The sequence below is a fragment of the Mesorhizobium sp. M0898 genome, assembly GCF_040319695.1.
In the GTDB taxonomy this organism is placed as follows: domain Bacteria; phylum Pseudomonadota; class Alphaproteobacteria; order Rhizobiales; family Rhizobiaceae; genus Mesorhizobium.
Map to the genome: position 1 here is coordinate 530,680 of NZ_JAMYOE010000001.1, position 17,154 is coordinate 547,833.

Genomic DNA, 17,154 nt, shown 5'->3' on the forward strand with positions numbered 1-17,154 from the left:
GACAATAAGAATGGCGGAATATTCGGCCTTTTCGCTTCTCAAGAACGCGCTGACCGGAAACAAGGACTGGAGGCCGGCCTGGCGCAAGCCCGACCCGAAAGCGTCCTACGACGTGATCGTGATCGGCGGCGGCGGCCATGGCCTGTCGACCGCCTACTATCTCGCCAAGGAGCACGGCATCACAAATGTCGCGGTGCTGGAGAAGGGCTGGCTCGGCTCCGGCAATGTCGGCCGCAACACCACGGCGGTCCGTTCCAACTATCTCCTGCCGGCCAACACGCGTTTCTACGAACATTCGATGAAGCTGTGGGAGAACCTGGCCCATGACCTCAACTACAACGTCATGTTCTCGCAGCGCGGCTGCCTGAACCTCGCCCACACACCTGCTCAGCTCGACGACTATGCCCGGCGCGGAAACGCCATGCGCCATCTCGGCGTTGACGCCGAACTGATGACCACGGCCGAAATCGCGCGCCTGGTGCCGGCGCTCGACGTCTCGGCCACCGCGCGTTTCCCGATCGTCGGTGGCCTGATGCAGCGGCGCGCCGGCACCGCCCGCCACGACGCCGTCGCCTGGGGCTATGCGCGCGGCGCAGATCGCCGCGGCGTCGACATCATCGAAAATTGCGAGGTCACCGGCTTCCTGCGCGACGGCGACCGCATCATCGGCGTCACGACAACGCGCGGCGAAATCCGCGCAAAAAAGGTAGCGGTCGCGGTTGCCGGCAGCACCGGGCGGGTCATGCGGCTTGCCGGCATCGAGACGATGCCGATCGAGAGCCACGTGCTGCAGGCCTTCGTCACGGAATCGCTAAAACCGTTCATCGATACGGTCCTGACCTTCGGCATGGGCCATTTTTATATGTCGCAATCTGACAAGGGCGGGCTTGTCTATGGCGGCGATCTCGACGGCTACAACAGCTACGCCCAACGCGGCAGCCTGCCTATCGTCGATGAGGTGATGAGCGAGATGCTGGCGCTGTTCCCTGGGCTGGCCCGTGTCCGCATGCTGCGCTCATGGGGCGGCGTCTGCGACATGTCGATGGACGGCTCGCCAATCATCACCACCGGTCCGCTGCCGGGCATGTATCTCAACTGCGGCTGGTGCTATGGCGGCTTCAAGGCGACGCCGGCTTCCGGCTGGTGCTTTGCCTGGACCATTGCCAAGGACGAGCCGCACGGTCTCAACGCGGCCTTCACGCTCGACCGCTTCTACCGTGGCCTGGTGATCGACGACAAGGGCCAGGGCGCCACGCCCCGGCTGCATTAGGCCATGATCCCGAAAAGTGGAAACCGGTTTTCGGACAAGATCATGGTCAAACGAGAAGTTTAAGAGATCCATGCTCATCACCTGCCCCTATTGCGGCCCGCGCGACGTGATCGAATTCACCTATCAGGGCGACGGCAATCGCCAGCGCCCACAGCCCGCCTCGCAGAACCTCGACGCCTGGAACGCCTATGTCTACGACCGGCTTAACCCGGCCGGCGACCACAATGAGATCTGGCAGCATTCCGGCGGCTGCCGCGCCCATCTCAGGGTCGTGCGCAATACGCTGACGCACGAGATCTCCAGCACCGCGTTCGCGCGCGGCGACCACAACTCGGTTGCGCGGCACCGGGCCGAGGACAAGCCATGAGCCCGCGCCGTACAGAGGCCGGGGGGCGCATCGACCGGCTGCGGACCATCCGTTTCACCTTCGACGGCGCGCCTTATACCGGCCATGCCGGCGACACGCTGGCTTCGGCGCTGCTGGCCAACGGCGTCACCCTGTTTGGGCGTTCGTTCAAATATCACCGCCCGCGCAGCGTGCTGACCGCCGGCGTCGAGGAACCGAACGCGCTGGTCACAGTGTTGAGGGGCGAGGTTCGCGAGCCGAACATCCCCGCCACAATGGTCGAGATTTATGACGGGCTGGCCGCAGTCAGCCAGAACCGCTTCCCTTCGCTTGCCTGGGACGTCAGTGCCGTGAACCAGCTCGGCGGCAAGCTTTTGTCGGCCGGCTTCTACTACAAAACCTTCATGGGACCGGTGATCGGTCCGCTGAAGGGCACTCGCTTCTGGATGTTCTGTGAGCATTTCATCCGCCGTGCCGCCGGCCTGGGCAAGGCAGGCACGGCTCCCGATACGGCGCGCTACGAACGCATGAACGCGTTTTGCGATGTGCTGGTGGTCGGCTCCGGCCCGGCGGGGCTGATGGCCGCCAGGGCGGCTGCCGATCAGGGTGCACGCGTCATCCTGGCCGAGCTCGAGCCGCATTTCGGCGGCTCGGCCAATTGGTCGCGCGAGACGATCGATGGCATGCCGGCCGCCGACTGGGCAGCGCGCGCCGCCGGTCAGCTTGAAGGCCGTGACAATATCCGCCTTTTGCCGCGCACTACTGTCTGGGGTTATTATGACGGCAACACGCTTGCCGCGCTCGAACGTGTCACCGACCACAAGGAAAAGGCCGGCAAGGGCGAGCCGCGCCATCGCTATTGGACGATCCGCGCCAAGTCGGTGGTGCTGGCCACCGGCTCCCTGGAGCGTCCGCTGGTCTTTCCGGGCAACGATCGGCCAGGCGTGATGCTGGCGCATGCTGCCGAGCGTTTTGCCAATGAATATGGCGTGCTGCCGGGCGACAGGGTCGCGCTGTTCACCAACAATGACAGCGCCTATCGCTCCGCGCTTGCGCTGAAGAAGGCCGGCGCCGTCGTCGTCGCCATCGTCGACGTGCGCCCAGAACTTTCGAGCGAAATGCGCAAGCTGGCCGGCGAAGCGGAGGCCGAGATCCTTTCTGGCCACGCGGTAATCGCCACCGAGGGCGGCAAGGCGCTTTCCGGCTTCAAGGTGCAGCGCTTCGACATGGTCAACGGCGCGCTTTCCGGCGAAGCGCGCAGCATCCACGCCGATTGCCTGCTGATGTCGGGCGGATGGTCGCCGACCATTCATCTGGCCAGCCAGGCCGGCGCGAGAGCGGAATGGAACGAAGCATTGCAAGCGTTCCTGCCGCCCAAGCCGACGACGCGGCAATGGATCGGCGCCGGCGCCTTCACCGGCAGTTTCTCCACCGCCGAGGCGATCGCCGAAGGCCGCGCCGCCGGCCTTTCCGCAGCGGGCGCAACCGCCACGCCGGCGGCCTTGCCTGCCGTCGAGGCAGCACCTGGCGATCCCGATCCGGCGCCGGTGCTCGAGATCAAGGCCAAGGGAAAGAGTTTCGTCGACTTCCAGCATGACGTGACGGCGGATGACGTGCGGCTGGCGCATCGCGAAGGCTTCGTCTCGGTCGAGCATCTGAAGCGCTACACCACGCTCGGCATGGCAACCGACCAGGGCAAGAGCTCCAACATACCCGGCCTCGCCATCATGGCCGAGGCGCTCGGCAAGCCGATCCCAGAGGTCGGCACGACGCGCTTTCGCCCGCCCTTTTCGGCGGTGTCGATCGGCTCGCTAGCCGCCGAACGCTTCGGCGATCTGAAGCCCGAGCGGCTGACGCCGATGCATGACTGGCACGTCGCCAACGGCGCCACCATGTATTCGGCCGGCCTGTGGTATCGGCCGATGATCTACGGCCATCCCGGCGAGACGATCGAGCAGGCCTATGTGCGCGAAGCGAGAGCCACGCGCGAGAGCGCCGGCATCGTCGATGTCTCGACACTGGGCAAGATCGCGGTGCAAGGCCCCGACGCGGCGGAATTCCTCGACCGCGTCTACACCAACGTGTTTTCGACGCTGGCCGTCGGCAAGGCGCGTTATGGGCTGATGCTGCGCGAGGACGGTCTCGCCTTTGACGACGGCACCACGTGGCGGCTCGGCGAGCAGGATTTCCTGATGACCACCACCACCGCCAATGCCGGCAAGGTGATGCAGCATCTGGAATATTTCCTCGACGTGATCTGGCCGGAGCTGAAAGTCCACGTCGCCTCGGTCACCGACCAATGGGCCGGTGCCGCCATCGGTGGGCCGAAGGCAAGGCAGATACTGGCTGCTTGCGTCAGCAGCACCGCCGTCGACAATGCCGCCCTGCCCTTCATGGGCATCGTCCACGGCGAAATCGCCGGCGTGCCGGTGATGATCTGCCGGCTGTCCTTCTCCGGCGAAATGGCCTTCGAGGTCTATTCCGGCGCCGGCTACGGCACCCATGTTTGGGAGGCGCTGATCGAAGCCGGCAAGCCGTTCGGGCTGGTGACCTACGGGCTGGAGGCGCTGGGCACCATGCGCATCGAGAAAGGCCACGTCACCGGTGCCGAGATCGACGGCCGTACCACGGCACGCGACCTGCATCTCGACTGGATGCTGTCGAAGAAGAAGTCGTTCATCGGCTCGGCGATGATGGATCGCGAGGGGCTGATCGCACCCGACCGCCTGGAACTCGTCGGTATTGTTTCGCTCGACAACCAGCCGCTCAATGGCGGCGCACACATCGTCGAGGAGCTTGACGAAGCCAATCCACACGGCTCGCTTGGCCACATCACCGCCTGCTGCTATTCGCCGGCGCTCGGCAAATATATCGCGCTTGCCCTGGTCAAGGGCGGCAAGGCGCGGCGCGGCTCGCGTGCCTACGTTTCCGATCCGTTGCGCAACAGGTTCGGGCCGGTCGAGATCGTCTCCAACCATTTCTTCGATCCGGACGGGAGCCGCATGCATGGTTGAACGCCAATCACCGCTTGAGCCGGTGCTGCATCCGGGCTCGCATGGCAATTTCGAGCACGGTGTCGAAATCATCCTCTCCGAAACCAGGCCGGGGTCGATCCTGCAGCTCGCCGCCTGGCCCGGCGAGGAGAAGACGTTGATGGCCGGCATCCATGCGGTCACCGGCCTGGCTTTGCCCGACGGCGCCGGTGGCGGTGTGACGAACGGCGCCAGGTCGGTGTTCGGCTTTGCGCCGGGAAAATTTACGGTTGTCGATGAAGCCGAGGGATTGGCGCCGGCGTTTGCCGATGTCGTTAGTTCGGCCATCGGTACGGTGACCGACCTTTCGCACGGCCGCACCGCGATCCGTATCGCCGGGCCGAAGGCCGAGTGGGTGCTGGCGAAATTCTTCGCCATCGACTTCGCGCTGCCGGCCTTCCCGATCGGCGCCGGCCGCTCGACCATGCATCACGACGTCTTCGCGCAGATCCAGCGCACGGGCGCCGATCAGTTCGACATCTATGTGTTCCGCTCGTTCGCCCGCTCGTTCTGGAAAGCGCTCTGCCATGCGAGCGAGGAAGTCGGCTACGAAGTGCAGTAGAGCCGGACGGCGCTTCACGTCACTCCGCGAACGTCACCCACTCTTCCAGCGGCGCGCGGTCGGTGCGGAAGGCATTTTCGGGCTTGGACGTATCCTCATGGCCGAGCGCCATGCCGCAGACGACGATCTCCTCGTCGGGAATGTTGAGCACCGGCCTGATCTGCCGGTGATAGGGCGCGAAGGCGGCTTGCGGACAAGTGTGCAGGCCCCTGCCCCGCGCGGCGACCATGATGTTTTGCAGGAACATGCCGTAGTCGATCCACGACCCCTTGTTCAGCCGCCGGTCGACGGTGAAGATCATGCCGACCGGCGCGTCGAAGAAGACGAAGTTGCGGTCGTGCTGCGCACGCATCCTGTCGACCTCGCGCCGGCCGATGCCGAGCACGCCGTAGAGGCCGAAGCCGTTGGCCCGCCGTCGCGTCAGATAGGGTTCGAAGAACTGGTCGGGATAGTAGCGGTACTCGTCCCACTCGGCCTTTTCGGCGCGGATGCCCGAACTGAGGATGGCATCGGTGATGCGCTGTTTGACCTCGCCCTTGGTCACATAGACTTTCCAGGGCTGCATGTTGGTGCCTGAGGGCGCGCGCGCGGCAACGGCGAGAATATCGCGGATGGTCTCGTCGTCGACCATATCGGGCAAGAAGGCGCGTACCGATCGGCGCGAGGTGATCGCGTCATCGACGATCGCCGCCGCAATCCGGGAGTTGTTTTCCAGCATGGCCGTCCCTTTGCGTATGATCCCGAATCCGATTTTCCGGAAGGATCATGCGCCGACTAGAAGTGATGGAGCATCCTTGCGCGTCTTTTTGAACGCCCGATAGCCTACCCGCCTCGACCGGACGCCCCACTCGCCGCTCGTGCGCCGAGCCTTTGCCCGAACCGTCAAAATGGCGCAAGTAAATCTTGTGAGTGCATGAAAATCCTCTTGATTTTTTCATGAACCCGCCATCAAATGAAATTTGCTGGGAATTTTTCATCGAGACAGGGATGGCTTTGCCCTCAACCGCCGCCAGATCGGAACAGGACAGCGGCGAACGGCTGCTGGCCGGCGACATCCGCGCGTTGCGCAAGGCGCGCGGCCTGACGCTTGCTGAAATCGCACTGAAGCTCGGCCGTTCCGTCGGCTGGGTCAGCCAGGTCGAGCGCGGTCTGTCGGTCCCGTCGCTCGGCGATCTCAGGGCCTTCGCCGAATTGTTCGGCGTGCCGGTCAGCCTGTTCTTCAGCCATGACGTACCTGTCGAGACCGAGCGCGGCGTGGTCGTGCGTGCCGGCAACCGGCGCACGCTTGGCACAAGCGATTCCGGCCTGGTGGAGGAGCTTCTGTCGCCCGATCTCGGCGGTAGCTTCGAGATGCTGCGTTCGGTCTTCGCCCCGGGTGCCGAGCTGCAGACCGAGTCGCGCCGGCCGACCGAGGAAGCCGGCTACGTCGCTTCCGGCAGTTTCGATATCGAAATTGCCGGCGTCTGGCACCGGCTTGGCGAAGGCGATTCCTTCCGCTTCGACGGCAAGCCGTTCCGCTGGCGCAATCCTGGAGCGGAACCGGCTGTGGTGATCTGGGTGGTTTCGCCGCCTGTCTATTGAACGAATGCATGTCGCCCAAAAGTGCGTGGCGGTTTTGGGACAACGACATGCATCAAAACAAATAGTCGGAGAAGAACATGGCCGGTTTGCCGACCACGGCACGCGTTGTGATCATCGGAGGTGGTGCCGTCGGCACCTCCTCGCTCTACCATCTCGCCAAGGCGGGCTGGACCGACTGCGTGCTTCTGGAGAAGAACGAGCTGACCTCCGGCTCGACCTGGCATGCCGCCGGCAACGTGCCGACTTTCTCCTCGTCATGGTCGCTGATGAACATGCAGCGTTATTCGACCGAGCTCTATCGCCGGCTGGCCGACGAGGTCGGCTATCCCATGAACTACCACGTCACCGGCTCGCTCAGGCTAGCCCATAGCGCGGAGCGCATGCAGGAATTCCAGCGCGCCAAGGGCATGGGCCGTTACCAGGGCATGGATATCGACGTGGTCGGGCTCGACGAGATCAAGCGCCGTTACCCCTTCATCGAGACGCATGAGCTGAAAGGCGCGCTCTACGATCCGAATGATGGCGATATCGATCCAGCGCAATTGACCCAGGCACTGGCCAAGGGCGCGCGTGACATGGGCGCGAAGATCATCCGCTTCTGTCCGGTCACCGGCGTGCGCCGCGACAACGACGAGTGGGTGGTCGAGACAACGCAAGGCGAGATCCGCTGCGAGATCGTCGTCAACGCCGCCGGCTACCGCGCCGCCGAGGTCGGCAGGATGTTCGGCCGCGAGGTGCCGATGATGGTGATGAGCCATCAATACATCCTGTTTGAGGAAATCCCCGAACTGGCCGCATGGTCGAAGGAGCAGGGCAAGAAGCTGCCGCTGCTGCGCGACGTCGATACGTCCTATTATCTGCGCCAGGAAAAGAACGGCATGAATCTCGGCCCCTATGAGCGCAATTGCCGCGCCCACTGGGTCGGCCACAACGACCCAATGCCCGACGACTTTTCGTTCCAGCTGTTTCCCGACGATCTCGACCGGCTGGAACATTACCTGGCCGATGCTGTCGCCCGCGTGCCGATCCTCGGCACCGCCGGCCTGTCCAAGGTCATCAACGGGCCGATCCCCTATGCGCCGGACGGCAACCCGCTGATCGGCCCGATGCCCGGCGTGCCCAACGCCTTCGAGGCCTGCGTCTTCACCTTCGGCATCGCCCAGGGCGGCGGCGCCGGCAAGGTGCTGGCCGAATGGGTGACCGAGGGCCAGACCGAATGGGACATGTGGTCGTGCGATCCGCGCCGTTTCACCGCCTTTGCCTCGGCCCCGGATTATTGCGTCGCCAAGGGCATGGAGATCTATGACAACGAATATGCCATCCAGTTCCCGCGCCATGCCTGGCCGGCCGGGCGCGACCGCAAGCTGTCGCCGCTCCACGACCGCATCAAGGCACTCGGCGCCCGGTTCGACGCCTATAATGGCTGGGAACGCGCCACCTGGTATGCGAAGCCAGGCGACGACATCTCCGAACAATCCACGCTGACCTTCCGCCGCGACGGGCCGTGGCAGCATCGTGCGCGCGAGGAATGCCTCGCCGTGCGCGATGCCGCCGGCATTCTGGACCTGCCGGGGTTTTCCCGTTTCAATCTCGATGGTCCGGGTGCCGCCGAATGGCTGAGCCTCCAGGTGACAGGCCTGGTGCCGAAACCCGGCCGCATCGGCCTCGTCTATTTTGCCGACGACAAGGGCCGCATCGTCACCGAAATGTCGGTGGTCCGCCACGACGAGAACCTGATGACGCTGATCACCGCCGCGGTGGCTCAGTGGCATGATTTCGAATGGCTGAAATCGCGCATCCCGAAGGACGCCACTTTCAAGCTGGTCGACCGGACGGAGGAATACTCCACCCAGATCCTCGCCGGCCCCAACTCGCGAAAAATCCTCGCCGAACTCTGCGCGGCCGACCTCACCCTGCCCTGGCTGACGCATCAGGAAACCAGTATCGCCGGACGTTGGGCAAAGCTGGTGCGCGTATCCTTCGCGGGCGAGCTCGGCTGGGAAGTCCACAGCAAGGTCGACGATACCGCAGCCATCTTCGACGCCCTCTGGGCAGCCGGCCAGAAGCACAGCCTGAAACCGTTCGGCATGTACGCGCTGGATTCGCTGCGGCTCGAAAAAGGTTACCGCACCTGGAAGGGCGACCTGTCGACCGACTATTCGATCCTGCAGGGCGGGCTGGAGCGCTTCGTCAGATGGGATAAGCCCGACTTCCGCGGCAAGGCGGCGCTGCAGAACGAGAAGCAGCAGGGCATCAAGAGGCGCTTCGTCACGCTGGTCGTCGAAAACCCCGGCGACTGCGATGCGCCCTACATGTCGACGCTGTGGCATGACGGCCGGATCGTCGGCGAGACGACATCCGGCGGTTGGGGTCATCGCATCGACAAGTCGATCGCGCTCGGCATGCTGCGCGCCGACCTCACCGAGCCGGGAACCGCGGTCGAGGTCGAGATCTTCGGCGAACGTTTTCGGGCGATCGTGCAGAAGGATGAGCCGTTATGGGATCCGAAGAACGAAAGGCTCAGAGCATGAAGACTGTCATCCTAACCGATGGCGGCATGGGCCAGGAGCTGGTCCGCCGCAGCAGCTCCGAGCCGACGCCGCTGTGGTCGGCCAGGGTTCTGATCGACGAACCGGATCTGGTGCGCGACCTGCATGCGGAATTCATCCGCGCCGGCGCCCGCGTCATCACCATCAACACCTATTCAGCCACGCCGGAGCGGCTGGCACGCGAAGGCGCGCAAGAGCTGTTCAAGCCCCTGCAGAAGCGCGGCATCGAACTGGCAAGGCAAGCCCGCGACCAGGCTGGCGACGCGGCGATCGCCGGCTGCCTGTCGCCGCTGTTCGGCAGCTATGCGCCGGCGCTGACGATATCCTTCCAGGATACGCTCGACATCTATCGCCGTATCGTTGCCGAGCAGGCGGGCGGCGTCGATCTGTTTCTGTGCGAAACCATGGCGTCGGCCGAAGAGGCGCGCGCCGCCGTCACCGCGGCGTCGGAAAGCGGCAAGCCCGTATGGGTGTCGTGGACGCTTGCCGACCACGGCACGCCGCGCCTGCGCAGCGGCGAAGCCATTGCGGCGGCGGCGGGCGCTCTTGCCGGCCTGCCCGTCGCGGCCCGGCTGATCAATTGCTGCCGGCCCGAAGCGATCGCTGCAGCGCTGCCCGAACTGATCGCTCTCGGCGGTCCGGTCGGCGCTTATGCCAACGGCTTCACCTCGATTGAGGCGCTCAAGCATGGCGGTACGGTGGAAGTGCTGCACGCCCGCCACGACCTCGATCCGGATGCCTATGCCGGCCAGGCGGTCGATTGGGTCGAGGCCGGCGCCGGCATCGTCGGCGGCTGCTGCGAAGTCGGACCGGCCCACATCGCCGCGCTGCGCGACCGGCTCGAACAGGCCGGTTATGAAATTTCGGGAGCAGCATAATGCCCAAGCCATCTTCGCGCATTTCCGGCATCGTGCCTTCGGGCAAGGATGGCTGGGAGGTTCATTCCGCTGCCTGGGCGCGCAAGCAGGCCGGCGAGGACATCATCATGCTGTCGGTCGGCGACCATGATTTCGACACGCCGAGCGAGACGATCGAAGCCTGCGTGACGGCGGTTCGCGCCAGCAATCACCACTACACCCCGCTTGCCGGCGTTCCGCGCCTGCGCAAGGCGATGGCGGCGGCCTCGACGCGGTGCACCGGGGTTGCGACAAATCCCGACCAGGTCATCGCCACCCCGGGCGGGCAGGCCGCGCTTTACGCGGCCATACAAGCGGTTCTCGACCAGGGCGACCATGCCATCGTCGTCGCGCCCTATTACGCCACCTATCCCAACACCTTCAGTGCGGCGGGCGCCGAGTTCAGCGTCGTCGAGACCCCCGCCGAGGATGGCTTTCAGCCGCGCGCCGCCGACATTCGCGCCGCCCTTCGGCCGAACACCCGCGCCATCCTGATCAACACGCCGAACAATCCCACGGGCGCCGTCTATTCGCGCGAGCGCCTGGAAGAGCTGGCGCAGATCTGCCGCGAACATGACCTCTGGCTGCTGTCGGACGAGGTCTACTGGACGCTGGGCGGCGGCGAACACGTCTCACCACGCTCGCTGCCCGGCATGGCGGAACGCACGCTGGTCATCAATTCGATGTCCAAGAGCCACGGCATGACCGGCTGGCGCATGGGCTGGCTGACCGGGCCGGAACCGATGGTCTCGCTGCTGACCGACCTCAATCTGGTGATGACCTACGGCCTGCCGGCCTTCATCAGCCTCGCCTGCGCCGAGGCGCTCGAAAATGGCTACGGCGTCAAGGAGATCGCCGAGCGCTACGCCGCGAGGCGCACCGTCGTCCTCGATGCCATGCGCGGTATGAACAACATCACCGTGCGCGGCTCCGAAGGCGGCATGTACGTCATGCTCGACATATCGGCGATCGAGCCGGACGACGAAAAATTCGCCTGGGCCTTCCTCGACCAGGAAAAGGTCGGCGTCATGCCCGGCTCGAGCTTCGGCGAGGCTGCAGCCGGCCACGTCCGCTTCAGCCTCTGCCAGCCTGAGCCGGTGCTGATGGAGGCTGCCACGCGCCTGCGCCGCTTCGCCTCCAGCTATGGTCGCGAGGCCGCATGAACGCCCCGCCCACCAAAACCATTCCGACCAAGGCCATTCCTCCCAAAGCGCGGGCGGTCATCATCGGTGGCGGCGTCTCCGGCTGCTCGGTCGCCTATCATCTGGCCAAGCTCGGCTGGACCGATATCGTGCTGCTCGAGCGCAAGCAGCTGACGTCGGGCACGACATGGCACGCCGCCGGCCTGATCGGCCAGCTGCGCGGCTCGCAGAACATGACGCGGCTGGCGAAATACTCGGCCGACCTCTACGTCAAGCTGGAGGCCGAGACCGATGTCGGCACCGGCATGCGCCAGGTCGGCTCGATCACGGTGGCGTTGACCGAGGAGCGCAAGCACGAGATCTATCGGCAGGCATCTCTCGCCCGCGCCTTCGATGTCGACGTGCGCGAGATTTCGCCCAACGAAGTCAAGCAGATGTACCCGCATCTCAATGTTTCCGATGTGGTCGGCGCCGTGCATCTGCCGCTCGACGGTCAGTGCGACCCGGCCAATATCGCCATGGCGTTGGCCAAGGGCGCGCGCCAGCGCGGGGCGACGATCGTCGAGAACGTCAAGGTGACCAAGGTGCATACCAGGGCCGGCCGCGTCACCGGCGTTTCCTGGGCGCAGGGCGACGAGCAAGGCCTGATCGAGGCCGATATCGTCGTCAACTGCGCCGGCATGTGGGCACGCGAACTTGGCGCCCGGAACGGCGTCACCATCCCGTTGCACGCCTGCGAACATTTCTATCTCGTCACGGAACCGATCCCCGGGCTTTCCCGCTTGCCGGTGCTGCGCGTGCCGGACGAGTGCGCCTACTACAAGGAAGATGCCGGCAAGATGATGCTCGGCGCTTTCGAGCCGGTGGCCAAGCCCTGGGGCATGAACGGCATAAGCGAGGATTTCTGCTTCGACCAGTTGCCGCAGGACATGGACCATTTCGAGCCGATCCTGGAAATGGGCGTCAACCGCATGCCGATGCTGGCCACCGCCGGCATCCACACCTTCTTCAACGGCCCCGAGAGTTTTACCCCCGACGATCGCTATTATCTCGGCGAGGCGCCGGAGCTTTCCGGCTACTGGATGGCGACCGGCTACAATTCGATCGGCATCGTCTCCTCCGGTGGCGCCGGCATGGCGCTGGCGCAATGGATCAATGACGGCGAGGCGCCCTTCGACCTCTGGGAGGTCGACATCCGCCGCGCCCAGCCGTTCCAGAAGAACCGCCGCTATCTCAAGGAGCGCGTCTCCGAAACGCTCGGCCTGCTCTATGCCGATCATTTTCCGTACCGGCAGATGGCAACCTCGCGAAACGTCCGCCGTTCGCCGCTGCACGAACATCTGAAGGCGCGCGGCGCGGTGTTCGGCGAGGTCGCCGGCTGGGAGCGCGCCAACTGGTTTGCGCGGGAGGGCCAGGAGCGCGAATACCGCTATTCCTGGAAACGGCAGAACTGGTTCGACAACCAGCGCGAGGAGCATCTGGCGGTCCGAAACGGCGTCGGCCTGTTCGACATGACCTCGTTCGGCAAGATCCGCGTCGAGGGCCGCGACGCCTGCGCTTTCCTGCAAAGGCTCTGCGCCAACGACATCGACGTGGCGCCGGGCAAGATCGTCTACACCCAGATGCTCAACCAGCGCGGCGGCATAGAGAGCGACCTCACCGTCTCGCGGCTATCCGAAACAGCCTTCTTGCTCGTCGTGCCCGGCGCCACGCTGCAGCGCGACCTGGCCTGGCTGCGAAAACACCTTGCCGACGAGTTCGTCGTCATCACCGATGTGACCGCTGCCGAAGCCGTGCTTTGCCTGATGGGCCCGGATTCGAGGAAGCTGATCCAAAAGGTCAGCCCCAACGATTTCTCCAACGGGAACAATCCGTTCGGCACGTTTCAGGAGATCGAAATCGGCATGGGCCTGGCCCGCGCCCACCGCGTCACCTATGTCGGCGAGCTCGGCTGGGAGCTTTATGTCTCGACCGACCAGGCCGCCCACGTCTTCGAGGCGATAGAAGAAGCCGGCGCCGACGTCGGCCTGAAGCTATGCGGCCTGCACACACTGGATTCCTGCCGAATCGAAAAGGCGTTCAGGCATTTCGGCCACGACATCACCGACGAGGACAATGTGCTGGAGGCCGGGCTGGGTTTCGCGGTGAAGACTGCCAAGAGAGACTTCCTCGGCCGCGATGCGGTGCTGAAGAAGAAAGAAACCGGCCTGTCACGCCGGCTGGTGCAGTTCCGCCTGAACGACACCGAGCCGCTGCTCTTCCACAACGAGGCGATCCTGCGCGACGGCAAGATCGTTGGTCCGATCACCTCGGGCAATTACGGTCATCATCTCGGCGGCGCAATCGGGCTTGGCTACGTGCCTTGCAAGGGCGAGAGCGAGGCGGATGTCCTGTCGTCGTCCTACGAGATCGAGATCGCCGGCGAGCGCTTTGCCGCCGAGGCCTCGCTCAAGCCGATGTACGATCCGAAGTCGGAACGGGTGCGGATGTAGCGCACCTCAGAACGCGTCGATCCTGGCCGCGACCTTCGCCACGAACCTCGTCCGACTGCCCTCTGTCGACAGGTTCATCGAGTAATGCGCAAGGTAGGAAACCGACCCGCCGGGCTTGATCGTCGCACGCAGCACCCGCTTGACCAGCTTGCGCGGCGGGTCACCCATCAGCATGGCTCGGAACCGGCTGCCGCCATAGGTCGTGACCGCGACCACCTTGCGGATGTTGTGCAATGACGGCTGCACCTTGCCGTCGACCAGCTTGAACGACACGCCGGGCAGGAAGACGCGATCGAAAAAGCCTTTCAGAATGGCCGGATAGCCGAAGTTCCACACCGGAAACGACAGCACCAGCGCCTCGGCCCGCAACAGGCGCTCGACATAAGGCGCCGCCGGATCGCCGGCACTGCGCGCGTCGTGATAGGACAGCCGCTCGGCCCGCGTCAGCCTGGGATCGAAACCCTCGGCATAGAGATCGCAATCGTCGACCACATGGCCGGCCGCTTTCAGCCGCTCGACGATCGTCCGGTGCAGATCGGCGTTGAAGCTGGTCTCCACCGGATGAGCGTAGAGGACGAGGATTTTCAACCCGCCTTCTCCAGCCCCTTGAACAGGAACGACTTGCCCGAGCGATAATCATAGTCCGGGTTTTCCCAGGCGATCATCTTGCCCGGATTGAGCAGCCCTTGCGGGTCGGTTTCGCGCTTGAAGGCGAGCTGCACCTCGTCGGTGCGCTTCATGCCGCCTTCTTCCAGCGTGTAGCGGTGCGGGTTGAAGATCCAGCAGCCATTGTCCTCGTGGATGCGGATGATCTCGTCGAGCCGCTCCGCCGTGGTGAAGCGCACCAGCGGCAGCCCTGCAATGCCGATTGCGCCGTCGAAGCGGATGAATTCGAGATGCGCCGGCACCTCGTCGCCGAAGCGGTCGACCATCGCCTTGACGTGGCCGAGGTGGTCCGGCGACGGATAGCGGGTCTGCAGATAGGTGATCGTCGGATCGACCCGGATGGCACGCAGCGTCGTGTGGTTCCAGGTCAGCTCATAGGCCGGCGGCAATCCCTTGAGATCGGCCTCCTTGTCGGCGCGGAAGACGATCTCGCCCTTGCTGCGCGCCGTGAAGGCGAGGAAGGCATCCATCGCATGCGGCGCGATCATCAGGACGACGATGCTTTGGCCGCGCCGGAAAAACCGCTGGTGGCGCTTGAAGTAATCGTAGGGGATGGGTGCTGCGATCGGTGTGATCAGTTTCGCCAGGATGCCGTCCTGGATGGCGAGATCGTTGCCGAAGCCGGCCGCATCCATGAAATCGTCGAAGCCGACGATGACGTCGATCCAGTCATAGCTGGCGGTCAGCGGCATCTCGACTTCGGTGATGATGCCGTTGGTGCCGTAGGCGTGCATCACCTTCAGCACGTCCTCGCCGGTGAGCTCCATGACCCGCGGCTGTGCCTCCATCGTCACGGTCCTCAGCCGGATGACGTTGCCGAGGTCGCGCAGTCCGCCCCAGCGGATCGAGCCGATACCGCCGGAGCCGCCGGCGACGAAGCCGCCGATCGATGCGGTGTTGTAGGTCGACGGCGACATGCGGAGCTCCTGGCCGGAATGCGCCCGCGTCGCTCTGTCGATGTCGGCGAGCACGGCGCCGGGGCCGGTGACGACACGGCCGGGGGCGATCGTCTTGACCGCGTTCATTTCGGCGAGATTGAGCACCACGCCGCCGGACAGCGGCATCGCCTGCCCGTAATTGCCGGTGCCACTGCCGCGCGGCGTCACCGGGACGCCGTGCCGGTGGCAGGCGGCGAGAATGCGGACGACCTCGTCTTCGGTTTTCGGCGTCACGATCAGGTCGCCGGTGACGTGCTCGAGCTGCTGCTTCAGCACCGGGCTGTACCAGTAGAAGTCGCGGCTCTTCTGCTGGACGATCGCCGGATGGTCGTCGATCTTCAAACCGTCCAGGTCGCGCTTGAGCGCCGCAATATCCATCATTCCACCATCAGATCATCGAGTTCGGCATAATCGGGCAGCTGGCGCTCGATCGCCTGGCCGTCGCGCACCACGATGCGGTCCGATTCGGGTCGCGACAGCAATTCCGTCCAGCTTCGCCCCCTGAAGACGACGAAATCGGCCGGCGCTCCGGCGGCAAGCGTGCCGAAACCATCGAGCCGCATCACCTTGGCCGGCGTTGCGGTGACAGCTTGCGGCCAGTCCGCGACGGGATGGTCTAGATGCAGGATGCGCGTCGCCATGCGATAGACCTCCAGCATGTCGAGATCGCCATAGGCGTAGAACGGGTCGCGCGTATTGTCGGAGGCGACGGCGACGGCAATGCCGCGCGCCTTCATCTCGTGCAGCAGCGTCACCCCGCGCCAGCGCGGCGTTGTCCTGTCGCCTCGCCGGTCCTGCAGATAGAGATTGCACATCGGCAGCGACACCACCGCCAGGCCGGCCTTGGCGACCTTGTCCAGGGTGTCGAGCACGTCGAGATCGGGCTGGCGCGCCAGCGAGCAGCAATGGCCGACCAGGATGTTCCCGTCAAAACCGTTCCAAAGGGCGGCTTCGGCGATTTTCTTCAGCGAGATCGCCGCGATATCGTCGGTCTCGTCGGCGTGGAAATCGAGGTCGAGGCCGTGCTTGATCGCCTGCGCGAACACCTGGTCGAGCAATTCTTCGAGATCCGGCACCATGTAGGTGACGACCCCGAGGACACCCTTGGCGGCAGCCACCCGCTTGGCCAGCCTCTCGAACCATTTCCTGTCGCGCACGCCTTCGATGCCGAGCAGGCAGGCCGCCTGCAGCTCGATGCGGCTGCGCCATTTCTCCCGCATCGTCTCGAACACCGGCCAGGAGATCTCTTCCTGCGGCGCGACGCTGTCGAGATGCGTGCGCAGCGCCCTGGTGCCGTGCGCGTAGGCGCAGCGCAGCGAAAAATCCATGCGGCGGGCAACGTCGTCGGCGCTCCAGCGCGCCGCCCGGTCGGCGCCCGTTGCGTTCAGCGCGCCCATGAAGGTGCCGTCCGGGTTGGGCTTTCGAGGCCAGATATGGCCTTTGTCGATATGGGCGTGGCAGTCGACAAAGCACGGCAGCACGATGCGGCCGCCGAGGTCGGTGGCGTCCGCCGGTGCGTTGGATCGATGCGCCGTAATCCCGGAGATCTTGCCATCGGCGACGGCAATGTCCGCGAGCGCAAATCCGTCGGCGTCAAAGGCAGCCGCAAGCCCCGGCGTCAGCGACGCGTGAAGCCGGACGTTGGAAAGATGGTAGGAACCAGAAGCCGGTATCAAGGCG

The 17,154-nt window shown here is 64.8% G+C and carries 13 protein-coding genes; 9 read left to right on the plus strand and 4 right to left on the minus strand.

Annotation, left to right across the window (positions count from 1 at the left end):
* Positions 1–10 precede the first annotated feature (10 nt).
* The 4 genes from NKH90_RS02605 (at position 11) to NKH90_RS02620 (ending at position 5,210) form a co-directional block, all read left to right on the plus strand.
* Positions 11–1,270, plus strand: coding sequence for a sarcosine oxidase subunit beta (locus NKH90_RS02605; protein WP_352500964.1), 1,260 nt, complete (start codon positions 11–13; stop codon positions 1,268–1,270).
* 70 nt (positions 1,271–1,340) lie between these two features.
* Positions 1,341–1,637, plus strand: a complete 297-nt coding sequence (locus tag NKH90_RS02610) for a sarcosine oxidase subunit delta (protein WP_023676536.1) — start codon at positions 1,341–1,343, stop codon at positions 1,635–1,637.
* Positions 1,634–4,630, plus strand: coding sequence for a sarcosine oxidase subunit alpha (locus NKH90_RS02615; protein ID WP_352817049.1), 2,997 nt, complete (start codon positions 1,634–1,636; stop codon positions 4,628–4,630). Before NKH90_RS02610 ends, NKH90_RS02615 begins: the two co-directional genes overlap by 4 nt.
* Positions 4,623–5,210 (plus strand): sarcosine oxidase subunit gamma, encoded by a 588-nt coding sequence (locus tag NKH90_RS02620; protein WP_352817052.1) that lies wholly within the window; start codon positions 4,623–4,625, stop codon positions 5,208–5,210. The genes NKH90_RS02615 and NKH90_RS02620 overlap by 8 nt, the downstream gene beginning before the upstream one ends.
* Before the next feature lie 19 nt (positions 5,211–5,229).
* Here the strand turns inward: NKH90_RS02620 and NKH90_RS02625 are convergent, their stop codons facing one another.
* Entirely contained in the window at positions 5,230–5,928 is a 699-nt protein-coding gene (locus tag NKH90_RS02625; RefSeq protein ID WP_352452121.1) for a nitroreductase, read from the minus strand.
* A gap of 269 nt (positions 5,929–6,197) precedes the next feature.
* Between NKH90_RS02625 and NKH90_RS02630 the strand changes: the two genes are divergently transcribed.
* The 5 genes from NKH90_RS02630 (at position 6,198) to NKH90_RS02650 (ending at position 13,870) form a co-directional block, all read left to right on the plus strand.
* Complete coding sequence (locus NKH90_RS02630) at positions 6,198–6,791, plus strand: helix-turn-helix domain-containing protein (protein WP_352500968.1); 594 nt, start codon at positions 6,198–6,200, stop codon at positions 6,789–6,791.
* Positions 6,792–6,868: 77 nt separating this feature from the next.
* Positions 6,869–9,322, plus strand: a complete 2,454-nt coding sequence (locus NKH90_RS02635) for a GcvT family protein (RefSeq protein WP_352817056.1) — start codon at positions 6,869–6,871, stop codon at positions 9,320–9,322.
* Positions 9,319–10,218, plus strand: a complete 900-nt coding sequence (locus NKH90_RS02640) for a homocysteine S-methyltransferase family protein (protein ID WP_352470270.1) — start codon at positions 9,319–9,321, stop codon at positions 10,216–10,218. The genes NKH90_RS02635 and NKH90_RS02640 overlap by 4 nt, the downstream gene beginning before the upstream one ends.
* Entirely contained in the window at positions 10,218–11,399 is a 1,182-nt protein-coding gene (locus NKH90_RS02645) for a pyridoxal phosphate-dependent aminotransferase (protein WP_352817059.1), read from the plus strand. The genes NKH90_RS02640 and NKH90_RS02645 overlap by 1 nt, the downstream gene beginning before the upstream one ends.
* Positions 11,396–13,870: a GcvT family protein gene (locus tag NKH90_RS02650; RefSeq protein ID WP_352817062.1), complete on the plus strand. Its 2,475-nt coding sequence runs from the start codon at positions 11,396–11,398 to the stop codon at positions 13,868–13,870. The genes NKH90_RS02645 and NKH90_RS02650 overlap by 4 nt, the downstream gene beginning before the upstream one ends.
* Positions 13,871–13,876: 6 nt before the next feature.
* On the opposite strand, the gene NKH90_RS02655 is transcribed toward NKH90_RS02650, so the two are convergent.
* The 3 genes from NKH90_RS02655 to NKH90_RS02665 are packed head-to-tail and all read right to left on the minus strand — an operon-like array spanning position 13,877 to position 17,150.
* A complete protein-coding gene (locus tag NKH90_RS02655) occupies positions 13,877–14,458 on the minus strand; it encodes an NAD(P)H-dependent oxidoreductase (RefSeq protein ID WP_352817064.1) in 582 nt (193 codons plus the stop codon).
* The gene (locus NKH90_RS02660; RefSeq protein ID WP_502898795.1) at positions 14,455–15,855 is read right to left on the minus strand and encodes an FAD-binding oxidoreductase; all 1,401 of its coding nucleotides are present in this window, start codon (positions 15,853–15,855) and stop codon (positions 14,455–14,457) included. Before NKH90_RS02660 ends, NKH90_RS02655 begins: the two co-directional genes overlap by 4 nt.
* Positions 15,852–17,150 (minus strand): cytosine deaminase, encoded by a 1,299-nt coding sequence (locus tag NKH90_RS02665; RefSeq protein WP_352817191.1) that lies wholly within the window; start codon positions 17,148–17,150, stop codon positions 15,852–15,854. The genes NKH90_RS02660 and NKH90_RS02665 overlap by 4 nt, the downstream gene beginning before the upstream one ends.
* Between the last annotated feature and the right edge of the window lie 4 nt (positions 17,151–17,154).

Coding starts and splice junctions, on each gene's coding strand:
- NKH90_RS02605 (WP_352500964.1), top strand. CDS start 11: ATGGCGGAATATTCGGCCTTTTCGCTTCTCAAGAACGCGCTGACCGGA.
- NKH90_RS02610 (WP_023676536.1), top strand. CDS start 1,341: ATGCTCATCACCTGCCCCTATTGCGGCCCGCGCGACGTGATCGAATTC.
- NKH90_RS02615 (WP_352817049.1), top strand. CDS start 1,634: ATGAGCCCGCGCCGTACAGAGGCCGGGGGGCGCATCGACCGGCTGCGG.
- NKH90_RS02620 (WP_352817052.1), top strand. CDS start 4,623: ATGGTTGAACGCCAATCACCGCTTGAGCCGGTGCTGCATCCGGGCTCG.
- NKH90_RS02625 (WP_352452121.1), bottom strand. CDS start 5,928: ATGCTGGAAAACAACTCCCGGATTGCGGCGGCGATCGTCGATGACGCG.
- NKH90_RS02630 (WP_352500968.1), top strand. CDS start 6,198: ATGGCTTTGCCCTCAACCGCCGCCAGATCGGAACAGGACAGCGGCGAA.
- NKH90_RS02635 (WP_352817056.1), top strand. CDS start 6,869: ATGGCCGGTTTGCCGACCACGGCACGCGTTGTGATCATCGGAGGTGGT.
- NKH90_RS02640 (WP_352470270.1), top strand. CDS start 9,319: ATGAAGACTGTCATCCTAACCGATGGCGGCATGGGCCAGGAGCTGGTC.
- NKH90_RS02645 (WP_352817059.1), top strand. CDS start 10,218: ATGCCCAAGCCATCTTCGCGCATTTCCGGCATCGTGCCTTCGGGCAAG.
- NKH90_RS02650 (WP_352817062.1), top strand. CDS start 11,396: ATGAACGCCCCGCCCACCAAAACCATTCCGACCAAGGCCATTCCTCCC.
- NKH90_RS02660 (WP_502898795.1), bottom strand. CDS start 15,855: ATGATGGATATTGCGGCGCTCAAGCGCGACCTGGACGGTTTGAAGATC.